Origin of the sequence: Rathayibacter sp. VKM Ac-2801 (genome assembly GCF_009834245.1) — a bacterium.
Lineage (GTDB): Bacteria > Actinomycetota > Actinomycetes > Actinomycetales > Microbacteriaceae > Rathayibacter.
In genome coordinates this window covers 1644946-1664222 of the sequence record NZ_CP047183.1, presented here as the reverse complement: position 1 = coordinate 1664222, position 19277 = coordinate 1644946, and the positions used below count along the sequence as shown (strand labels likewise).

The following is a 19277-nucleotide window of genomic DNA, read 5'->3' as shown; positions in this document are numbered from 1 at the left end:
CCGGGGCGCCCACGCCTCAGAGCTTCCCGACACGGAGCCGAACCCTGCCGATCGGCACCCGAACCCGAAGGAGTCCCCTGAGATGACCACCGAACGCCGCGTGCTGGTCCACCGCGACAAGCAGACCCTCGCCGGCTCGGTCGCCGCCCGGTTCCTCACCAAGACGATCGACGTCCTCGACGACCTCGGGTCGGCGAACGTCGTGCTCACCGGAGGGACCATGGGAGCCGCCACGCTCAAGGAGATCGGCTCCTCCTCCGCCGCCGGCAACGTCGACTGGTCGCGCGTGCACTTCTGGTGGGGCGACGAGCGCTGGGTGCCCCGCGGCCACGAGGACCGCAACGACGTGCAGGCGGGAGACCTCTTCAGCGTCCTCGACGTGCCGGCGGCGAACGTGCACTCCTACCCGGCCTCGGACGAGGGCCTGGACCTCGACGGCGCCGCTGCCGCCTACGACGCGGCGCTGCGCGAGCACGCCTCCGAGGGGCGCGAGTACCCGCGGTTCGACATCACCTTCCTCGGCGTCGGGCCGGACGGGCACATCGCCTCGCTGTTCCCCGAGCGCTCCGCGATCCGCTCGACGACGCCGGGCGTCCTCGCGGTCCGCAACTCGCCGAAGCCGCCGCCGGAGCGCCTCACGCTCACGCTGCCGCTGATCAACCAGTCGGACCGCATCTGGATGGTGCTCGCCGGCGCCGACAAGGCCTCGGCTCTGGGCCTCGCGCTCGCGGGTGCCAGCACGAACGAGGTGCCTGCGTCCGGCGCCTTCGGTCGCAAGCGCACGGTGTTCTTCGTCGACCAGGAGGCTGCTGCCGAGGTCCCGGAGTCGCTCATCGCTCCCAGCTACTGAGCCCGGCGCGGAGACGACGGAAGGCCCGTCCCCCGAGGGGGCGGGCCTTCCGTCGTTCGTGATCCGATGAGGATCAGGACGGGGTCGCGGTCCCCCGGCGGGCGCGCAGCTGCTGCAGCGCCTCCTCGAGGAGCTGAGCCGCCTCGGCCTCGGTGCGGCGCTCCTTCACGTAGGCGAGGTGCGTCTTGTAGGGCTCGGTCTTCGCGACCTGGGGCGGGTTCGCCCGGTCGCGGCCCGCGGGAAGACCGGACTGCGGCGAGTCGATCACCTCGGGGATCTCGTCCTCGGGGAGGGCCGCCGAGAAGTGGCGCACCGTCTCGTTGCCGAGAGCGTCCCAGTAGGAGATCGCGACCCGCTCCGCGTGGAAGCCCCGGTCCTGCTCGCCCATGGGTCCTGCGCCGACGCGCGAACCGCGGATTGCACTGCCGCCTGATGCCATTGCGAGTACCCCTATGCTCCGGTGGTGAACTTGGTGATGAGGCCGAGCACCACGATGCAGGCGAGCCAGACGAGGCCCAGGATCACGGTGATGCGGTTCAGGTTGCGCTCGGCGACGCCCGAGGCGCCGAGGTTGGAGGTGACTCCGCCCCCGAACATGTCGGACAGACCGCCGCCGCGCCCCTTGTGGAGCAGGATCAGCATGGTGAGCAGGAGGCTCGTGATGCCCAGGATGACCTGGAGCACGACCTGGAGGATGTCCACGCGGTACCTTTCGAAGTTCTGGCGCGTTGCGCGCCCCGACGAGTATAACGGCGCCTGCGAATCCGCGAGGAATGCGTCGTCCCGTGTTCGGGGCGATGTATACGGCTGTCCGGCGAGGGGGCGGAGGGGGCGGCCTCGTTCGCGGTGACCGCCGCTGACCGCTGCCCTCGACCCTGCGTCCGCAGCGGTGCGCCGAGAACCGCTGATCGACGTCCCACCCGATCGACGCCGCCCACCGCACCCCGCTCCCCGGAACGCCCCGCGCGACCGAGCCGACAGTGTGGCGCCGCCCTACGAAGGAGACCGGCGCGGGACTGTCCACGGCGAACCCGTGATCCGCATCGGAGCGGATCGACGTAGCCGAACGCACCCCGCTCTGAGAGCGCACCCCGTCGCGAAGCCGACCGCGCCACGCCACGCAAGGAGCGGCGTGGACGACAGCACGGCGAACCGACGATCCGCGTGCAAGCGGATCGGCGTAGCCGGACGCAGGACGCTCTCCGGGAAGCGACCATGCTTGAAAGCCGACCGCGCCACGCCACGCAGGGAGCGGCGTGGACGACGAAAGGGCGGGCCGATGGGCCCGCCCTTTCGTCGCAGCAGCTCAGACCCCGACGTGGTTCCGGAATCGTGCGATCGCCGCGAACTCGTCGACCTGGAGGCTGGCGCCTCCGACGAGTGCTCCGTCGACGTCGGGCTCGCGCATGAAGCCGGCGATGTTGCCGGACTTCACGGAGCCGCCGTAGAGGATGCGGGTCTTCGCGGCGGTGTCGGCGCCGAGGACGTCGGCGACGACACCGCGGAGCGCCTTGCAGACCTGCTGGGCCTGCTCGGGCGTCGCGGCCTGTCCGGAGCCGATGGCCCAGACCGGCTCGTAGGCGACGACGAGGTCGGCATCCGCGGGGAGGCCGGTGAGGGCCTCCTTCAGCTGCGCGACGGGCACGGCCGAGGGGCCGTGCTTCTCGAGGTCCTCCGCGGTCTCGCCGACGCAGATGATCGGAGCGACGCCGTGGGTGATGGCCGCAGCGGACTTGGCCGCGATGTCCGCGTCCGTCTCCCCGTGCAGCGTGCGCCGCTCCGAGTGGCCGACGATCACGTAGTCGCAGTCGAGCTGCTTCAGGAACTGGCCTGAGATCTCGCCGGTGTAGGCGCCGCTGTCGTACTTCGACACGTCCTGCGCACCGTACTTGAGCGGCAGCTTGTCCGAGTCGACGAGGATCTGCACAGGGCGCAAGTCCGTGAAGGGCGGGAACACCGCGACCTCGACGCCGTCGAAGTCGTGATCGGCGTCCTTGAGGCTCCACGCCAGCTTCTGCACGAAGGCGATGGCCTGGAGGTGATCCAGGTTCATCTTCCAGTTGCCGGCGATGAGCGGGATGCGTGCGGTGGTGTCTACCATCCGAGGACCTCCAGTCCGGGGAGGCGCTTGCCCTCGAGGAATTCGAGGCTCGCTCCGCCTCCCGTCGAGATGTGGCCGAACTGGTCGTCGCGGAACCCGAGGGCGCGGACGGCCGCGGCGGAGTCGCCTCCGCCGACGACGCTGAGACCGTCGACCTCGGTGAGCGCCTGCGCGACGGTCTTCGTGCCCGCCGCGAACGGCGCGAGCTCGAAGACGCCCATGGGACCGTTCCAGAACACCGTCCTGGACGCCGCGATGATCTCGGCGAAGTGCGCGGCGGTGTCCGGTCCGATGTCCAGGCCGAGGCCCTTGTCACCGAAGGGCGTGCCCTCGATCGCGTCGGCCGAGGCGACCTGGTGCTCGGCGTCGGGGCCGAACTCGGACGCCACGACGACGTCGGTCGGCAGGACGATCTCCACACCCAGCTCCTCCGCCTTCGCGAGGTAGCCGAGCACGGTGTCGACCTGGTCGGCCTCCAGCAGGCTGGCGCCGACCTCGTGGCCCTGGGCCTTGAGGAAGGTGAAGAGCATCCCGCCGCCGATGAGGATCGAGTCGACCTTCGGCAGCAGGTGCTCGATCACGCCGAGCTTGTCCGAGACCTTCGAGCCGCCGAGGACGACCGCGTAGGGGCGCTCGGGCTTCTCGGTGAGGCGCTCCAGCACCTCCAGCTCGGCCGCGATCAGCGTGCCGGCCGCGCTGGGAAGCAGCTCGGCGAGCTCGTAGACGCTCGCCTGCTTGCGGTGCACGACCCCGAACCCGTCGGAGACGAAGGCGTCGCCGTAGGCGGCGAGCTTCTCGGCGAAGGCGCGGCGCTCGGCCTCGTCCTTGCTCGTCTCGCCGGCGTTGAACCGGAGGTTCTCCAGAACGACGACCCGGCCGTCCTCGAGCGCGTCGACGGCGGCGGAGGCCGCTTCGCCGACGGTGTCCTCGGCGAAGGCCACCGGAGCGTCGAGCAGCTCGCCGAGACGGGCGGCGACGGGAGCGAGGCTGTACTTCGCCTCGGGCTTCCCCTCGGGGCGCCCGAGGTGGCTCACGACCACGACTCGGGCGCCCTCGGAGACCAGACGCTGGAGCGTGGGCACCGACGCGCGCACGCGGCCGTCGTCCGTGATCGTTCCGTCCTTCAGGGGGACGTTCAGATCGCAGCGGACGACGACGCGCTTGCCTGCGAGGGAGCCCAGTGAGTCCAGAGTGCGGAGCGTCACTGCGCGCAGCCCTTAGAGCTTGCCGGCGACGAACTCGGTGACGTCGACGAGGCGGTTGGAGTAGCCCCACTCGTTGTCGTACCAGGACGCGACCTTGACCTGGCTGCCGATGACCTTCGTGAGGCCCGCGTCGAAAATCGACGAGTGCGGGTCGGTCACGATGTCGCTCGAGACGATCGGGTCCTCGGTGTACTTGAGGATGCCCTTGAGGTCGCCCTCGGAGGCCGCCTTGTACGCCGCGTTGATCTCCTCGACGGTGGCGGGCTTGGTCAGCTCGACGGTGAGGTCGGTGATCGAGCCGGTCGGCACCGGGACGCGGAGGGCGTAGCCGTCGAGCTTGCCGACGAGCTCCGGGATGACCAGGCCGAGCGCCTTGGCGGCACCGGTCGAGGTCGGGATGATGTTGACGGCGGCGGCGCGCGCGCGACGCAGGTCGCTGTGGGGGCCGTCCTGGAGGTTCTGGTCGGCGGTGTAGGCGTGGACCGTGGTCATCAGTCCGCGCTCGATGCCGAAGTTGTCGAGCAGCACCTTGGCGAGCGGCGCGAGGCAGTTCGTGGTGCACGAGGCGTTCGAGATGATGTCGTGCGTCGCCGGGTCGTAGGTGTTCTCGTTCACGCCGAGGACCAGGGTCGCGACGTCGCTGCCGGTGGCGGGAGCGGAGACGATGACCTTCTTGGCACCCGCGGTGATGTGCTTGCGCGCATCCTCCGACTTGGTGAAGCGGCCGGTCGACTCGATGACGACGTCGACACCCAGCTCGCCCCAGGGGAGGTTCGCGGGGTCGCGCTCCTCGAGGACGATGATCGGCTTGCCGTTGACGACGATGCGGTCGCCGTCGAGCTCGACGGTCGCGTCGAGGCGGCCCGTGATGGAGTCGTACTTCAGGAGGTGCGCGAGGGCCTTGTTGTCGGTGAGGTCGTTGACCGCGACGATCTCGAGGTCGCTGCCCTTGGCGAGGGCTGCACGGAAGAAGTTACGGCCGATACGGCCGAAGCCGTTGATGCCGATCTTGACGGACACAGATATCTCCTGGTGAGGAAAGGCACCTCGACGGTGCAGTGGAGGGGTGGAAGCCGACGACAGGGCGTCCCGGACGCGGGGCCCGGGACGCCGAGATCGCTACGACAGTAGCAGCAGGCCCGAAGTCTTCTCGCGGGCCTTCTCGAAGCGCGCGGAGACGTCGGCCCAGTTCACGATGTTCCAGAACGCCTTGACGTAGTCGGCCTTCACGTTGACGTAGTCGAGGTAGAAGGCGTGCTCCCACATGTCGAGGAGGAGGACCGGGACGGTCGCCGCGGCGAGGTTGCCCTGGTGGTCGTAGAGCTGCTCGATGATGAGCTTCTCGCCGAGCGAGTCCCAGGCGAGGATCGACCAGCCGGAGCCCTGGATGCCGAGGGCCGAGGCGGTGAAGTGGGCGCGGAACTTGTCGAACGACCCGAAGTTGTCGTCGATGGCCGCGGCGAGCTCGCCGATGGGCTTGTCGCCGCCGTCCGGCGAGAGGTTGTTCCAGAACACGGTGTGGTTCACGTGACCGGCGAGGTTGAAGGCGAGGTCCTTCTGGAGCTTGTTCACGTTCGCGAGGTTCTCGCTGTCGCGAGCCTCCTGCAGCGAGGCGAGGGCCGTGTTCGCCCCGGCCACGTACGTCGCGTGGTGCTTGTCGTGGTGGAGCTCCATGATCCGCCCACTGATGTTCGGCTCGAGGGCCGAGTAGTCGTAGGGCAGTTCGGCGAGCGTGTAGTCAGCCATGTGCGATCTCCTGTTCGTGGTCGTCGCTCCCGTGCGACCCGCCGGTGTCTCGGCGTCCTCCGCGAGGAGGAGGAGGAGGGCCGGGAGTGTCCTGAGCGACCCGACCAGTCTAGCGAGGGAGGCCCTCCGCGTTCGGAGGGCTTGCGTTGTTCGACCAGGAGACACTCAGCGTTCGCCGGGCGGGGCGCGCCGTGCGGCCGGGCCTACAGGTCCTGCAGCTCGGCCGGGAGGTTCGCGTCGGTGCCCGGGATGTCGAGGTCGGACGCCCGCTTGTCGGCCATCGCGAGGAGGCGGCGGATGCGGCCGGCGACGGCGTCCTTCGTCATCGGCGGATCGGCGTGGTGGCCGAGCTCGTCGAGGCTCGCGTCGCGGTGGGCGAGGCGCAGGCGCCCGGCGTAGCGGAGGTGCTCGGGGATGTCGTCGCCGAGGATCTCCATCGCGCGCTCGACGCGGGCGCACGCCGCGACGGCGGCCTGAGCGGAGCGGCGGAGGTTCGCGTCGTCGAAGTTGACGAGGCGGTTCGCGGTCGCCCGCACCTCGCGGCGCTGGCGCAGCTCCTCCCAGCTCGCGACGGTCGCGGTCGCGCCCATCAGGGTGAGCATCGCGCTGATGCTCTCGCCGTCGCGGATGACGACCCGGTGGACGCCGCGCACCTCGCGGGACTTGGCCTGGACACCCAGGCGTCCGGCCGCTCCGACGATCGCCATGGCCGCCTCGTTGCCGGGGCAGACGATCTCGAGCGCTGCGGAGCGGCCCGGGTCGGTCAGCGAGCCCTGGGCGAGGAAGGCACCGCGCCACAGGGCGGCGAGCTCCTCGCGGGAGCCCGTGGTCAGCCGGTTGGGGAGGCCGCGGACGGGCCGGCCCCGCTGGTCGAGGAGTCCGGTCTGCCGCGCGAGGGTGTCCCCGCCCTCGACGACGCGCACCAGCCAGCTCGTGGTCCGGCGGGATCCGCCGGCCGAGACGATGCTGCCCTCGCTGCGCACGCCGTACAGCTCGGCGAGGTCGCGGCGCACACGGGTCGCGAGCGGGGCGGAGTCGAGCTCGACCTCGACCGCGAGTCGGTTGGAGATGATGTGCAGTCCTCCGGAGAAGCGGAGGATGGTCGCCAATTCGGCGGCACGGACGGTGTTCTTGCGCGAGACGATCGCGACCAGTTCGCCCTTGACGTCTGCGGTGAGGGCCACGGAGTCTTCCTTACGTCGGGTGCGCGGCGGAGCGCGCGGGGATCATTCTCGGCCGAGGTCGCGGTGCGCCACGTTGACGGCGACGCCCGGCAGCTCGGCCAGACGGGCCGCGACACGGCCCGCGACCGCGACGGAGCGGTGCTTGCCTCCCGTGCAGCCGATCGCGATGGTCGCGTGGCGCTTGTTCTCGCGCTGGTAGCCGTCGAGCACGGGGCGCAGAGCCCGGGAGTAGGAGTCGATGAACTCCTCGGCGCCCTGCTGGGCCAGCACGTAGTCTCTCACCTCTTCGTCGAGACCCGTATGCGGACGCAACTCCGGGATCCAGTACGGGTTGGGCAGGAACCGCGCGTCGGCCACCATGTCGGCGTCCGTCGGAAGCCCGTACTTGAAGCCGAAGCTCATCACCGTGACCTGGAGGCCCGCGCGGCCGGCCTCGGCGAAGCGCTCGGTGATGCTCGTGGCCAGCTGGTGGATGTTCAGGTCCGAGGTGTCGATGACGATGTCGGCCGATTCCCGCAGCTGCGCGAGGCGCGCGCGCTCGGCGGAGATGCCGTCGAGGAGGGTCCCCCGGCCCTGCAGCGGGTGTGGACGGCGCACCTGCTCGAAGCGGCGGACGAGCGCGGCGTCGGTGGCCTCGAGGAACACCACGCGCAGGTCGACCCCGGCGCGCAGCTCGCGGACGATGTCGCCGAGGTCCTCGAAGAAGTCGCGTCCGCGGACGTCGACGACCGCCGCGATCTTCGGCAGCGTGTCGCCCGCACGCTGCGCGAGATCGACCAGCGGGCGGAGCATCTGCGGCGGCAGGTTGTCGACCACGTACCAGCCGAGGTCCTCCAGCGCGTTCGCGGCCGTGGACCGGCCCGCTCCGGACATCCCCGTGACGATCAGCACGTCCTGCTGCTCGCTCTCCGTGCTCATGCGCTCTCCGTGCTCGTGTCTGCTCGTGTCCGCGGTGCCGGGCACCGGCCGCTCTCCCCCGGAGCGCGGGCCTCCAGCCTAGGGCGTGCCCCTGACGGCGAGCCCGTCCGGGTGCAGGTGCGCATGGATCGCGCCCGCCAGCGTCGGGCCGATGCCCTTGACCTCGGCGATCTCGGCCTCGCCCGCCTCGCGGAGCCGCGCGACGGATCCGAAGTGCTTCAGCAGATCGCGCACGCGCGTGCCTCCGAGCCCGGGCACCTCGGCCAGCTGGGAGGAGATGTCGCGCTTGCGACGCGTCCTCTGGTGGGTGATCGCGAAGCGGTGCGCCTCGTCACGGATCCGCTGGAAGAGGAACAGCGCATCGCTGTTCCGCGGCAGGATGACGGGGAAGTCGGAGTCCGGCAGCCAGATCTCCTCGAGCCGCTTGGCGATCCCGCAGAGGGTGATGCCGGTCACGCCCGACTCGTCGAGCGCGCGCTGCGCCGCTGCGACCTGCGGCTGGCCCCCGTCGACGATCAGCAGCTGCGGGGGGTAGGAGAACTTCCGTCGCCTGGCCTCGCCGGTCTCGGGGTCGACGGCAGCGGGCTCGGCCGGCTCGCGGAGGTAGGCGAGCCGGCGGGTGAGCACCTGATGTAGCGACTCGGTGTCGTCCGTCGACTCCGCGATGGAGAACCGCCGGTACTGGTCCTTCCGCGCGAGCCCGTCCTCGAAGACCACCATCGAGGCGACGATGTTGGTGCCGCTGAGGTGGGAGACGTCGTAGCACTCCATCCGGAGCGGCGCCTCGCTCATGCCGAGGGCGTCTCGGATGTCCTCGAGGGCCTGCGTCCGAGCGGTGAAGTCCGCGGAGCGGCGGGTCTTGTAGAGCATCAGCGAGTGCTTCGCGTTCTGCGTCGCCGTCTCGAGGAGGGCGGCCTTGTCACCGCGCTGGGCCGCTCGGAGGCGGACGTTCGTGCCGCGCAGTCCGCTCAGCCACTCCTCGAGCGCCTCGGTGTCCTCGGGCAGCTCCGGCACGACGACCTCCCGGGGCGGGACGTCGCCGGTCTCGTAGGCGGCCTGGAGGGCCGTGTCGACGAGCTCCGCCGTGCTCATGTCGAGCTCCTTGTCGACGACCCAGCCCCGCTCGCCGCGGATGCGCCCGCCGCGGACCCGGAACTGCTGAACGGAGGCGGCGAGCTCGTCGTGGACGATCGCGTAGAGGTCGACGTCCACGTTGTCCTTGAGCACGACCGCGCTCTTGGCGAGGACGGCGTCGAGGGCGGCGGCCTGATCGCGCAGCTTGCCCGCGCGCTCGTACTCCATCGCGGCGGCGGCCTCGCGCATCTCCTTCTCGAGCTCCCCGATCATCCGGCGGTCGTGGCTGCCCATGAAGGCCACGAAGCGGTCGACCATCTCGCGGTGCTCGGCGAAGGTGACGCGGTGGGAGCAGGGTCCGCCGCAGCGGCCGATCTGCGACGCGAAGCAGGGCTTGCCGCTCTGCATCGCGCGCTTGTAGTTCGAGTCGTTGCAGGTCCTGATCGGGAACGCCTTGATCATCAGGTCGATCGTCTCGTGGATCGCCCAGATCTTCGGGTAGGGCCCGAAGTAGCGGGCCTTCCGGATCTTCGCGTTGCGCGTGACCATCACCCGCGGAGCCTCGTCGCCCAGCGTCACCGCCATGTAGGGGTACGACTTGTCGTCGCGGAACTTGACGTTGAAGGGCGGATCGAACTCATTGATCCAGGTGAACTCGAGCTGCAGGGCCTCGACGTCGGTGCCGACGACGGTCCACTCGACCCCGGAGGCCGAGGTGACCATCCGCCGGGTGCGCTCATGCAGGCTCGGCAGCGGAGCGAAGTAGTTGCTCAGCCGCGCGCGGAGGTTCTTGGCCTTGCCCACGTAGAGCACCCGCCCCCGGGCGTCTTTGAAGCGGTACACGCCCGGGAGGGTCGGGATCTCACCCGGCTTCGGCCGGAAGTCGACTGTCTGCGTCATGCCTCTCGCTCGCGTCAGCCGAGGATCTCGGCGAGGAACATGCCGGTGTGGCTGCCCTCGACCTTCGCCACGTGCTCGGGGGTGCCCACCGCGACCACCTGGCCGCCGCCGGCGCCGCCCTCGGGACCCATGTCGATCAGCCAGTCGGCCGACTTGATGACGTCGAGGTTGTGCTCGATGGTGATCACCGTGTTGCCCTTGTCGACCAGGCCGTTGAGGACCAGGAGGAGCTTGCGGACGTCCTCGAAGTGCAGGCCGGTCGTCGGCTCGTCGAGCACGTAGACGCTGCGGCCGTTGGAGCGGCGCTGGAGCTCGGTGGCCAGCTTGACGCGCTGCGCCTCGCCGCCGGAGAGCGTCGTCGCGCTCTGACCGAGGCGGACGTAGCCGAGGCCCACGTCCACCAGCGTGCGGAGGAAGCGGTGGATCGCCGTGATCGGCTCGAAGAAGTCGGCCGCCTCGGCGATCGGCATGTCGAGCACCTCCGCGATGTTCTTGCCCTTGTAGTGCACGGTCAGGGTGTCGCGGTTGTAGCGCGCTCCCCCGCAGACCTCGCACGCGACGTAGACGTCGGGCAGGAAGTTCATCTCGATCTTGATGGTGCCGTCGCCCGAGCAGGCCTCGCAGCGGCCGCCCTTGACGTTGAAGCTGAAGCGCCCGGGCAGGTAGCCCCGCGCCTTCGCCTCGGTGGTCTCGGCGAAGAGGTTGCGGATGCGGTCGAACACGCCCGTGTACGTGGCGGGGTTCGAGCGCGGCGTGCGGCCGATCGGGTTCTGGTCGACGTGCACGACCTTGTCGAGGTTCTCGAGGCCGGTGACGCGGGTGTGCTTGCCCGGGACCTTGCGGGCACCGTTGAGCTGGTTGGCGAGCACGCGGTAGAGGATGTCGTTCACGAGGGTGCTCTTGCCGGAGCCGGAGACGCCGGTGACCGCGACGAAGGTGCCGAGCGGGAACTCCGCGTCGACCTTGCGCAGGTTGTTGGCGTTCGCGCCGACGACCTTGATCATCCGCTTGCGGTCGATCCTCCGCCGCTTCTTCGGGACCTCGATCGCCTTGCGGCCCGAGACGTAGTCGCCGGTCAGCGAGTGGGTGTTCTCGAGCAGCGACTCGTAGGAGCCGGAGTGCACGACCTTGCCGCCGTTGACCCCGGCGCCCGGGCCGATGTCGACGATCCAGTCGGCGGTGCGGATGGTGTCCTCGTCGTGCTCGACCACGATCAGGGTGTTGCCCAGGTCGCGCAGCTTGATGAGGGTGTCGATCAGGCGGCGGTTGTCGCGCTGGTGCAGGCCGATGCTCGGCTCGTCGAGCACGTAGAGCACGCCGGTCAGCCCGGAGCCGATCTGGGTCGCCAGGCGGATGCGCTGCGCCTCGCCGCCCGACAGGGACGCTGCGGCGCGCGAGAGGTTGAGGTAGTTGAGCCCGACCTCGATGAGGAAGTCGATGCGCGCGCGGATCTCGCGCAGCACCTGCGCGGCGATGTGCGCCTCGCGGTCGGTCAGCTCGAGCCGGCTCATGAAGTCCTGGGCGTCGCCGAGGCTGAGGTCGGCGACGTCCGCGATGCTCGCCCCGTGCACGAGCACAGCGAGCACCTCGGGCTTCAGGCGGGAGCCCTTGCACACGGGGCAGGGCACCTCGCGGAGGAACTCGGACCAGCGGGTGCGCTGCACGTCGGTCTCGGCCTGGACGAACTGGCGCTCGATGTAGGGCACGACGCCCTCGAAGCCGGAGGTGTAGCTCATCTCGCGGCCGTAGCGGTTCTTCCACTTGACCTTGACCTCGAAGTTGTCGCCGTGGAGGACGGCCTGCTGCACCTCGGTGCTGAGGCGCTTCCACGGGGTGGTCAGCTTGAAGCCGAGGTCGCGGGAGAGGCCGTCGAGCAGCTTCTCGTAGTACTGGAAGAGGCCCTTGCCCTGCGTGGTCCAGGGGATGATGACGCCCTCGGCGATGCTCAGGTCGGGGTCTCCGAGCAGCAGCTCGTCGTCGACCGACATGCGGGTGCCGAGGCCCGAGCACTCCGGGCAGGCGCCGAAGGGGGCGTTGAAGGAGAAGGTCCGCGGCTCGATCTCGGTGAGCGAGATCGGGTGGTTGTTGGGGCAGGACAGCTTCTCGGAGTAGGTGGTCCAGGCGCCGTCGCCCTCGCCGTCGACGTAGTTGATCTGCACGATGCCGTCGGTGAGCCGCAGGGCCGTCTCGAGCGAGTCGGTGAGGCGCCCGAGGATGTCGGGGCCGGCGACGAGCCGGTCGACCACGACGGAGATGTCGTGCTTGTACTGCTTCTTGAGCACCGGCGGCTCGCTCAGCTGGATGAGCTTCCCGTCCACCATCGCGCGGGAGTAGCCGCCCGCGGTCAGCTCCTTGAAGAGGTCGACGAACTCGCCCTTCTTCTGCGAGACGACGGGGCTGAGGATCTGGTACCGGGTGCCGGTCTCGAGCTCCATCAGCTGGTCGGCGATCTGCTGCACGGTCTGCGCGGAGATCCGCTCGCTGCAGATGGGGCAGTGCGGGACGCCGATGCGCGCCCAGAGCAGGCGCATGTAGTCGAAGATCTCGGTGATCGTGCCGACGGTCGAGCGCGGGTTGCGGTTGGTCGACTTCTGATCGATCGAGACCGCGGGGCTGAGGCCCTCGATGAAGTCGACGTCCGGCCGGTCCACCTGCCCGAGGAACTGGCGGGCGTAGGCGGAGAGGGACTCGACGTAGCGCCGCTGGCCCTCCGCGAAGATCGTGTCGAAGGCGAGGGAGGACTTGCCCGAGCCCGAGAGACCAGTGAACACCACCATCGAGTCGCGCGGGATCTCGAGGTCGACGTTCTGCAGGTTGTGCACCCGCGCGCCGCTCACCACCAGCTTCGAGGACGACTCGTCGAGCGAGGAGACGAAGCGGTGGAACGAGGGAGAGGGGGTGGAGGAGGGGTCCGTAACGGCGTTCAGGATCGACACTCCGAAAGTGTATGCGGAGCCACCGACATCGCCCGTGGCGTTCGCTGGGCGCTGATCCGCAGGCCCCTCCCCTTGCGGATCAGCGCCCCCGATCAGGACAGGTGTCCGGCCTTCTCCATCTGGCGGAGCTCGCGCTTGAGCTCCTGGACCTCGTCGCGCAGGCGGGCCGCGAGCTCGAACTTGAGCTCGCCCGCCGCCTGGAGCATCTGCCCGTTGAGGTCGGAGATGATCGCCTCCAGGTCGTTGCCGCCGTTCGCGGCGAGACCCTGTCGACGCAGGTTCGGCGTCGGGCTCTTCTTCTTGGAGTCGCGCCCGGCGAGCAGCTTGGCGGTGTCGGCCCCCTCGCGGGCGAGGGCGTCGGTGATGTCGGCGATCTTCTTCCGCAGCGGCGTCGGGTCGATGCCGTGGTCGAGGTTGTAGGCGACCTGCTTCTCGCGTCGGCGGTCGGTCTCGTCGATCGCGAGCCGCATCGAGTCCGTCACCTTGTCGGCGTACATGTGGACCTCGCCCGAGACGTTGCGCGCCGCACGGCCGATCGTCTGGATGAGCGACGTGGACGAGCGGAGGAAGCCCTCCTTGTCGGCGTCCAGGATCGCCACGAGCGAGACCTCGGGCAGGTCGAGCCCCTCGCGCAGCAGGTTGATGCCGACCAGGACGTCGTACACGCCGGCCCGCAGCTCCGAGAGGAGCTCGACGCGGCGCAGGGTGTCGACGTCGGAGTGCAGGTACCGGACGCGGACGCCTGCCTCCGTGAGGAAGTCGGTGAGCTCCTCGGCCATGCGCTTCGTCAGCGTCGTGACGAGCACCCGCTCGTCGCGCTCGGTGCGGCGCTTGATCTCCTCGAGCAGGTCGTCGATCTGGCCCTTCGTCGGCTTGACGACGATCTCGGGGTCGATCAGGCCGGTCGGACGGATGATCTGCTCGACGATGCCGTCGGCGATGCCCATCTCGTAGCGGCCCGGGGTCGCGGAGAGGTAGACGGTCTGGCCGACGCGCGACTTGAACTCCTCCCACTTCAGGGGCCGGTTGTCCATCGCCGAGGGCAGGCGGAAGCCGTGCTCGACGAGCGTGCGCTTGCGGGACGCGTCGCCCTCGTACATCGCGCCGATCTGCGGCACCGTCACGTGCGACTCGTCGATCACGACGAGGAAGTCGTCCGGGAAGTAGTCGAGCAGGCAGTGCGGTGCCTCGCCCGACTCGCGGCCGTCGATGTGGCGGGAGTAGTTCTCGATGCCGGAGCAGAAGCCGATCTGCTGCATCATCTCCAGATCGAAGGTCGTGCGCATCCGCAGGCGCTGGGCCTCGAGGAGCTTGTTCTGCTTCTCGAGGTCGGCCAGGCGCACCTCGAGCTCCTGCTGGATCGTGTCGATCGCGCGGTGCATGACGTCCTGGCTCGCGACGTAGTGCGAGCCGGGGAAGACCGACACGGAGTCGAGCTTCCGGACGATGTCGCCGGTGAGCGGGTGGAGCGTGTAGAGCGCCTCGATCTCATCGCCGAACATCTCGATCCGGATCGCGAGCTCCTCGTACATCGGGATGATCTCGATCGTGTCGCCCCGCACCCGGAAGGTGCCGCGGGCGAAGTCGACGTCGTTGCGCGCGTACTGCATCGACACGAACTTGCGGATGAGGCGGTCCCGGTCGACGCGCTGGCCGACCTGGAGCGCCACCATCGCCTCGAGGTACTGCTCGGGCTGGCCGAGGCCGTAGATGCACGAGACGGTCGACACGACGATCACGTCGCGTCGACTCAGGAGCGAGTTCGTGGTGGAGTGGCGCAACCGCTCGACCTCGGCGTTGACCGAGCTGTCCTTCTCGATGAAGGTGTCCGTCTGCGGGACGTAGGCCTCGGGCTGGTAGTAGTCGTAGTACGAGACGAAGTACTCGACGGCGTTGTTCGGGAACAGCTCGCGGAACTCGTTGGCCAGCTGCGCGGCGAGGGTCTTGTTGTGCGCGAGCACGAGCGTCGGGCGCTGCACGGCCTCGACGAGCCAGGCCGTGGTCGCGGACTTGCCGGTTCCGGTGGCGCCCAGGAGGACGACGTCGGTCTCGCCGGCGTTGATGCGGGCGCTCAGATCGGCGATCGCGCCGGGCTGGTCACCGCTCGGCTTGTACTCGCTGATGACCTCGAACGGGTGCACGGCACGGGTTGGCTCCATGGTTCGAAGCGTAGCCGCGACCACCGACACCGGGCGGCGCGTGCGCTGGCGGCGAACGGGGGTGCGCTCCCCGACCGGGCGGCTCCGCCCGGAGGGAGGGTGCCGGGGAGGCCCGTCAGCGGGCGAGCCGCTCCCACAGCGCGTCGGTCCGAGCGAGCGTCTCCTCCAGGGTGCCGGAGGAGTCGATCACGACGTCGGCGAGGGCGAGGCGCTCCTCGTCGCTCGCCTGCGACGAGACCCTCGCCCGCGCCTCCTCCTCGGTCATTCCGCGGAGGGCGACGAGGCGCTCGATGCGGATGTGCCGCGGCGCGTGCACGACGACCACCTCGTCGAACTCTCCCGCTCCGCGGCCCTCGGCCAGGAGCGGGACGTCGTAGACGACCACCGCGTCCGGGTCCGCCTCGGCGGCCGCCGCGAACAGCCGCTGCGAGCGGAGCGTCACCGCCGGATGGGTGATCGCGTTGAGGTCGGCGCGGGCCGCCGCATCCGAGAAGACGATCGCGCCGAGTGCCGGACGGTCGAGCGCTCCGTCCGCGCGGATCACGGCCGGGCCGAACCGCTCGGCGATCGCCGCCAGCGCCGGCTCCCCCGGCTCGACGACCTGCCGCGCGAGGACGTCGGCGTCGACCACCACCGCTCCGCGCTCGACGAGACGGCGGGCGACGGTGGACTTGCCCGAGGCGATGCCTCCGGTGAGGGCGACGAGATGCACCCGGCCACCCTACCCAGCGCCGTCGCCCGGAACGCCGAACGGCCGGCCCCCGAGGGGACCGGCCGTTCGATGCGATGTGCTCGCGATCAGTTGTTCGAGGACAGCTTCTCGCGGAGCGCGGCGAGCGACTCGTCGTCGGCGAGGGTGCCGCCGGTGGTCGACTCGCTGGTGAAGCCGGCGCCGACCGAGACGCCCTCGGAGACGGTGGCCGCCTCCTCCTGCGACTTGGCGACCTGGGCCTTGTGGGCCTCCCAGCGCGCCTGAGCAGCGGCGTACTCCTGCTCCCAGGCCTCGCGCTGCGACTCGAAGCCCTCGCGCCACTCGTTGGTCTCGGGGTCGAAGCCCTCGGGGTACTTGTAGTTCCCCTGGTCGTCGTACTCCGTGGCCATGCCGTACAGCGCCGGGTCGAACTCGGTGCCCTCGGGGTCGACGTTCTCGTTCGCCTGCTTGAGCGAGAGGGAGATGCGGCGACGGTCGAGGTCGATGTCGATGACCTTGACGAACACCTCTTCGCCGACCGACACGACCTGCTCGGCGAGCTCGACGTGCTTGCCCGACAGCTCGGAGATGTGGACGAGTCCCTCGATGCCGTCCGCGACACGGACGAACGCACCGAACGGGACCAGCTTCGTGACCTTGCCCGGCGCGACCTGTCCGATCGCGTGGGTGCGGGCGAAGACCTGCCACGGGTCCTCCTGGGTCGCCTTGAGCGAGAGCGACACGCGCTCGCGGTCGAGGTCGACCTCGAGGATCTCGACGGTGACCTCCTGGCCCACCTCGACGACCTCGGAGGCGTGCTCGATGTGCTTCCAGGAGAGCTCGGAGACGTGGACGAGACCGTCGACGCCGCCGAGGTCGACGAACGCACCGAAGTTGACGATCGACGACACGACGCCCTTGCGGACCTGACCCTTGTGCAGGTTGTTCAGGAACGTGGTGCGGCTCTCGGACTGGGTCTGCTCGAGGAGCGCGCGACGCGACAGGACCACGTTGTTGCGGTTCTTGTCGAGCTCGAGGATCTTCGCCTCGATCTCCTGTCCGAGGTACGGCGTGAGGTCGCGGACGCGGCGCAGCTCGATGAGCGAGGCCGGGAGGAAGCCGCGGAGGCCGATGTCGACGATGAGACCGCCCTTGACGACCTCGATGACCGAGCCGGTGACGACGCCGTCCGACTCCTTGATCTTCTCGACGTCGCCCCACGCGCGCTCGTACTGCGCACGCTTCTTGGACAGGATCAGGCGACCCTCCTTGTCCTCCTTCTGGAGGACGAGGGCCTCGACGCTGTCGCCCACGTTGACGACCTCGGAGGGGTCGACGTCGTGCTTGATGGAGAGCTCGCGCGAGGGGATGACGCCCTCGGTCTTGTAGCCGACGTCGAGGAGGACCTCGTCGCGGTCGATCTTCACGACGGTGCCTTCGATGAGGTCTCCGTCGTTGAAGAACTTCAGAGTCTTTTCGACCGCGGCAAGAAAGTCTTCAGCAGACCCGATGTCGTTGATCGCGACCTGCTTGGTTGCCTTGTCGGTCGTTGCGGTTGTCATTAAGGGATGCTCCAGGATGGATGGGTCTCGGGCGGCGGCCGCCTGCGGGCCTCGCGGCTCGGCGGAGTGGTGACCACTGCGGTGGTGAGGGATGTGCCTCCGGCCCGGGAGCCGCGCTCGGCCGACCGGGTGACCGGCCTTCCTCGCGCGCCGCGGGCACGGCGGCGCCACAGATGTGACACCCCAGCTTAGACGCCCCGAGAGGCGCACGGCAATCTCGCCGCGCCCGTCCGGATGCGGGCGCCGGGGTCAGTCGGCGAGGGAGGAGCGGAGGGTGTCGAGACCGACTCCGCCGAGGTCGAGCGCCCTCCGGTGGAAAGCCGCGAGCGAGAACGCGGCGCCCTCGCGCGCCTCCGCCTCGTCGCGCAGCTGCTCCCAGATCCGCTGCCCGATCTTGTAGGACGGAGCCTGCCCCGGCCAGCCGAGGTACCGGTTCACCTCGAAGCGCACGAAGGCGTCGTCCATGTTCACGTTGGCGCGCATGAAGTCGAGGGCGGAGTCGGCGGTCCAGACGGTGTCGGTGCCCGGCATCCGCTTCTGGAGGTGCACGCCGATGTCCAGCACGACGCGCGCCGCGCGCATCCGCTGGCCGTCGAGCATGCCCAGGCGGTCGGCCGGGTCGTCGAGGTAGCCGAACCGCTCCATCAGGCGCTCCGCGTAGAGCGCCCAGCCCTCGGCGTGGCCGGAGGTCCCGGCGAGCTGACGGCGCCAGGTGTTGAGGCGGGCGCGGTTGTGCACGGCCTGGCCGATCTGCAGGTGATGGCCGGGGACGCCCTCGTGGTAGACGGTGGTCAGCTCGCGCCAGGTGGCGAACTCGGTGACCCCGGCCGGGACCGACCACCACATCCGCCCCGGGCGCGAGAAGTCGTCGCTCGGACCGGTGTAGTAGATGCCGCCCTCCTGGGTCGGCGCGATGCGGCACTCGAGGCGGCGCACCTCCTCCGGGATGTCGAAAGCGGTGCCGGCGAGCTCGCGGACCGAGCGGTCGCTGGTCTCCTGCATCCAGGCCTGCAGAGCGTCGACACCGTGCAGAGTGCGGGCCGGGTCGGCCTCGAGGTGGGCGATCGCCTCGGCGACGGAGGCGCCGGGCAGGATCTCCCGCGCGATCGCCTCCTGCTCGGACGTCATCCGGGCCAGCTCCTCGATCCCCCACTCGTAGGTCTCGTCGAGGTCGACGACCGCGCCGAGGAAGCGGCGGGAGTGCAGCGCGTACAGCTCTCGCCCGACGGCGTCCTGCTCGGTCGCGGCAGGGGCGAGCTCGCCCCGGAGGAACTGCGCGAGCGACCCGTAGGCGGCCGAGGCGCGGCGGGCGCCGTCCTCCAGCCGCTGGGCGAGGGACGCGGGCAGGGATCCCGCTGCGGGAGCGGCCTCCGCGGCCAGCTCGGCGAAGAACCCGCGGGGAGCCGCGATCTTCCGCGCCTGCTCGGCGACGAGCTCGACCTGGCGGCGGGCGGGGACCACGCCGGTGCGGATCCCCTCGCGCAGGGTCTCCGCGTATCCCTCGAGCGCGGCCGGCACGGCCAGCAGCCGCTCGGCGACCGCCTCCCAGTCGGCGACCCCCTCGGTCGGCATCAGGTCGAAGACGTCGCGCAGCTCCTGCGCCGGGGACGCGATCACGTTGAGGTCCCGCAGCGGCAGGCCGGCGTCGTGCCCCTCCAGGGAGAGCCGGAGCTCGGCGCCGAGGTCGGCGACCGTGACGCGGTCGACCTCGTCCACGGGATCGGCGGCCTCGAGCTCGGCGAGGGCCGAGGCGGTCGCCGCACGGGCGCGCTCCAGACCGGCCGGCGAGTAGTCGCCCAGGCGGTCGTTCGCGCCGCTGCGTCCGATCGCGGTGCCGAGGGTGGGGTCGAGGTCGACGAGCGTGTCGACCCAGCGCTCGGCGACGGCGTCGACGGCGGTGGGCTCGCGGGGGAGGTCGGTGCTCATGCCTCCGAGCCTAGCCAGGCGCTGC

At 70.1% G+C, this 19277-nt stretch carries 15 protein-coding genes; 1 reads left to right on the top strand and 14 read right to left on the bottom strand.

Features of this window, described 5'->3' with window-relative positions; translation table 11 throughout:
* Window positions 1-82 precede the first annotated feature (82 nt).
* Window positions 83-850, top strand: a complete 768-nt coding sequence (gene pgl / locus GSU45_RS07680) for a 6-phosphogluconolactonase (protein WP_159913992.1) — start codon at window positions 83-85, stop codon at window positions 848-850.
* 73 nt (window positions 851-923) lie between these two features.
* Here pgl and GSU45_RS07675 read toward each other — a convergent pair whose 3' ends face one another.
* The 14 genes from GSU45_RS07675 to GSU45_RS07610 form a co-directional block, all read right to left on the bottom strand.
* A complete protein-coding gene (locus GSU45_RS07675) occupies window positions 924-1289 on the bottom strand; it encodes an RNA polymerase-binding protein RbpA (RefSeq protein WP_159913990.1) in 366 nt (121 codons plus the stop codon).
* An 11-nt stretch (window positions 1290-1300) separates the two neighbouring features.
* Window positions 1301-1552: a preprotein translocase subunit SecG gene (gene secG / locus GSU45_RS07670; RefSeq protein ID WP_068207965.1), complete on the bottom strand. Its 252-nt coding sequence runs from the start codon at window positions 1550-1552 to the stop codon at window positions 1301-1303.
* Between the two features lie 604 nt (window positions 1553-2156).
* Complete coding sequence (tpiA, locus tag GSU45_RS07665) at window positions 2157-2951, bottom strand: triose-phosphate isomerase (protein WP_159913988.1); 795 nt, start codon at window positions 2949-2951, stop codon at window positions 2157-2159.
* Window positions 2945-4156, bottom strand: a complete 1212-nt coding sequence (locus GSU45_RS07660; protein ID WP_159913986.1) for a phosphoglycerate kinase — start codon at window positions 4154-4156, stop codon at window positions 2945-2947. The genes tpiA and GSU45_RS07660 overlap by 7 nt, the downstream gene beginning before the upstream one ends.
* A gap of 12 nt (window positions 4157-4168) precedes the next feature.
* Window positions 4169-5176, bottom strand: a complete 1008-nt coding sequence (gene gap, locus GSU45_RS07655) for a type I glyceraldehyde-3-phosphate dehydrogenase (RefSeq protein ID WP_104221909.1) — start codon at window positions 5174-5176, stop codon at window positions 4169-4171.
* Window positions 5177-5275: 99 nt separating this feature from the next.
* On the bottom strand, window positions 5276-5902 hold the full coding sequence (locus GSU45_RS07650) for a superoxide dismutase (RefSeq protein WP_159913984.1): 627 nt from the start codon (window positions 5900-5902) through the stop codon (window positions 5276-5278).
* 203 nt (window positions 5903-6105) lie between these two features.
* Window positions 6106-7086, bottom strand: coding sequence for a DNA-binding protein WhiA (gene whiA / locus GSU45_RS07645; RefSeq protein WP_104237489.1), 981 nt, complete (start codon window positions 7084-7086; stop codon window positions 6106-6108).
* A 42-nt stretch (window positions 7087-7128) separates the two neighbouring features.
* The gene (gene rapZ, locus GSU45_RS07640) at window positions 7129-8004 is read right to left on the bottom strand and encodes an RNase adapter RapZ (protein WP_159913982.1); all 876 of its coding nucleotides are present in this window, start codon (window positions 8002-8004) and stop codon (window positions 7129-7131) included.
* 78 nt (window positions 8005-8082) lie between these two features.
* The gene (gene uvrC, locus GSU45_RS07635) at window positions 8083-9978 is read right to left on the bottom strand and encodes an excinuclease ABC subunit UvrC (protein ID WP_159913980.1); all 1896 of its coding nucleotides are present in this window, start codon (window positions 9976-9978) and stop codon (window positions 8083-8085) included.
* Window positions 9979-9992: 14 nt separating this feature from the next.
* Complete coding sequence (gene uvrA / locus GSU45_RS07630; protein WP_244248288.1) at window positions 9993-12818, bottom strand: excinuclease ABC subunit UvrA; 2826 nt, start codon at window positions 12816-12818, stop codon at window positions 9993-9995.
* Between the two features lie 188 nt (window positions 12819-13006).
* Complete coding sequence (gene uvrB / locus GSU45_RS07625; protein WP_159913978.1) at window positions 13007-15073, bottom strand: excinuclease ABC subunit UvrB; 2067 nt, start codon at window positions 15071-15073, stop codon at window positions 13007-13009.
* A 115-nt stretch (window positions 15074-15188) separates the two neighbouring features.
* On the bottom strand, window positions 15189-15785 hold the full coding sequence (gene coaE, locus GSU45_RS07620) for a dephospho-CoA kinase (RefSeq protein WP_159913976.1): 597 nt from the start codon (window positions 15783-15785) through the stop codon (window positions 15189-15191).
* Window positions 15786-15871: 86 nt separating this feature from the next.
* Window positions 15872-17326 (bottom strand): 30S ribosomal protein S1, encoded by a 1455-nt coding sequence (gene rpsA / locus GSU45_RS07615; RefSeq protein WP_104221897.1) that lies wholly within the window; start codon window positions 17324-17326, stop codon window positions 15872-15874.
* Between the two features lie 249 nt (window positions 17327-17575).
* A complete protein-coding gene (locus GSU45_RS07610) occupies window positions 17576-19252 on the bottom strand; it encodes a DUF885 domain-containing protein (RefSeq protein WP_159913974.1) in 1677 nt (558 codons plus the stop codon).
* Window positions 19253-19277: the final 25 nt, after the last annotated feature.

Excerpts from the sequence above, each read along its gene's own strand:
- pgl (WP_159913992.1), top strand. The coding sequence starts at position 83 with ATGACCACCGAACGCCGCGTGCTGGTCCACCGCGACAAGCAGACCCTC.
- GSU45_RS07675 (WP_159913990.1), bottom strand. The coding sequence starts at position 1,289 with ATGGCATCAGGCGGCAGTGCAATCCGCGGTTCGCGCGTCGGCGCAGGA.
- tpiA (WP_159913988.1), bottom strand. The coding sequence starts at position 2,951 with ATGGTAGACACCACCGCACGCATCCCGCTCATCGCCGGCAACTGGAAG.
- GSU45_RS07650 (WP_159913984.1), bottom strand. The coding sequence starts at position 5,902 with ATGGCTGACTACACGCTCGCCGAACTGCCCTACGACTACTCGGCCCTC.
- rapZ (WP_159913982.1), bottom strand. The coding sequence starts at position 8,004 with ATGAGCACGGAGAGCGAGCAGCAGGACGTGCTGATCGTCACGGGGATG.
- uvrC (WP_159913980.1), bottom strand. The coding sequence starts at position 9,978 with ATGACGCAGACAGTCGACTTCCGGCCGAAGCCGGGTGAGATCCCGACC.
- uvrB (WP_159913978.1), bottom strand. The coding sequence starts at position 15,073 with ATGGAGCCAACCCGTGCCGTGCACCCGTTCGAGGTCATCAGCGAGTAC.
- rpsA (WP_104221897.1), bottom strand. The coding sequence starts at position 17,326 with ATGACAACCGCAACGACCGACAAGGCAACCAAGCAGGTCGCGATCAAC.
- GSU45_RS07610 (WP_159913974.1), bottom strand. The coding sequence starts at position 19,252 with ATGAGCACCGACCTCCCCCGCGAGCCCACCGCCGTCGACGCCGTCGCC.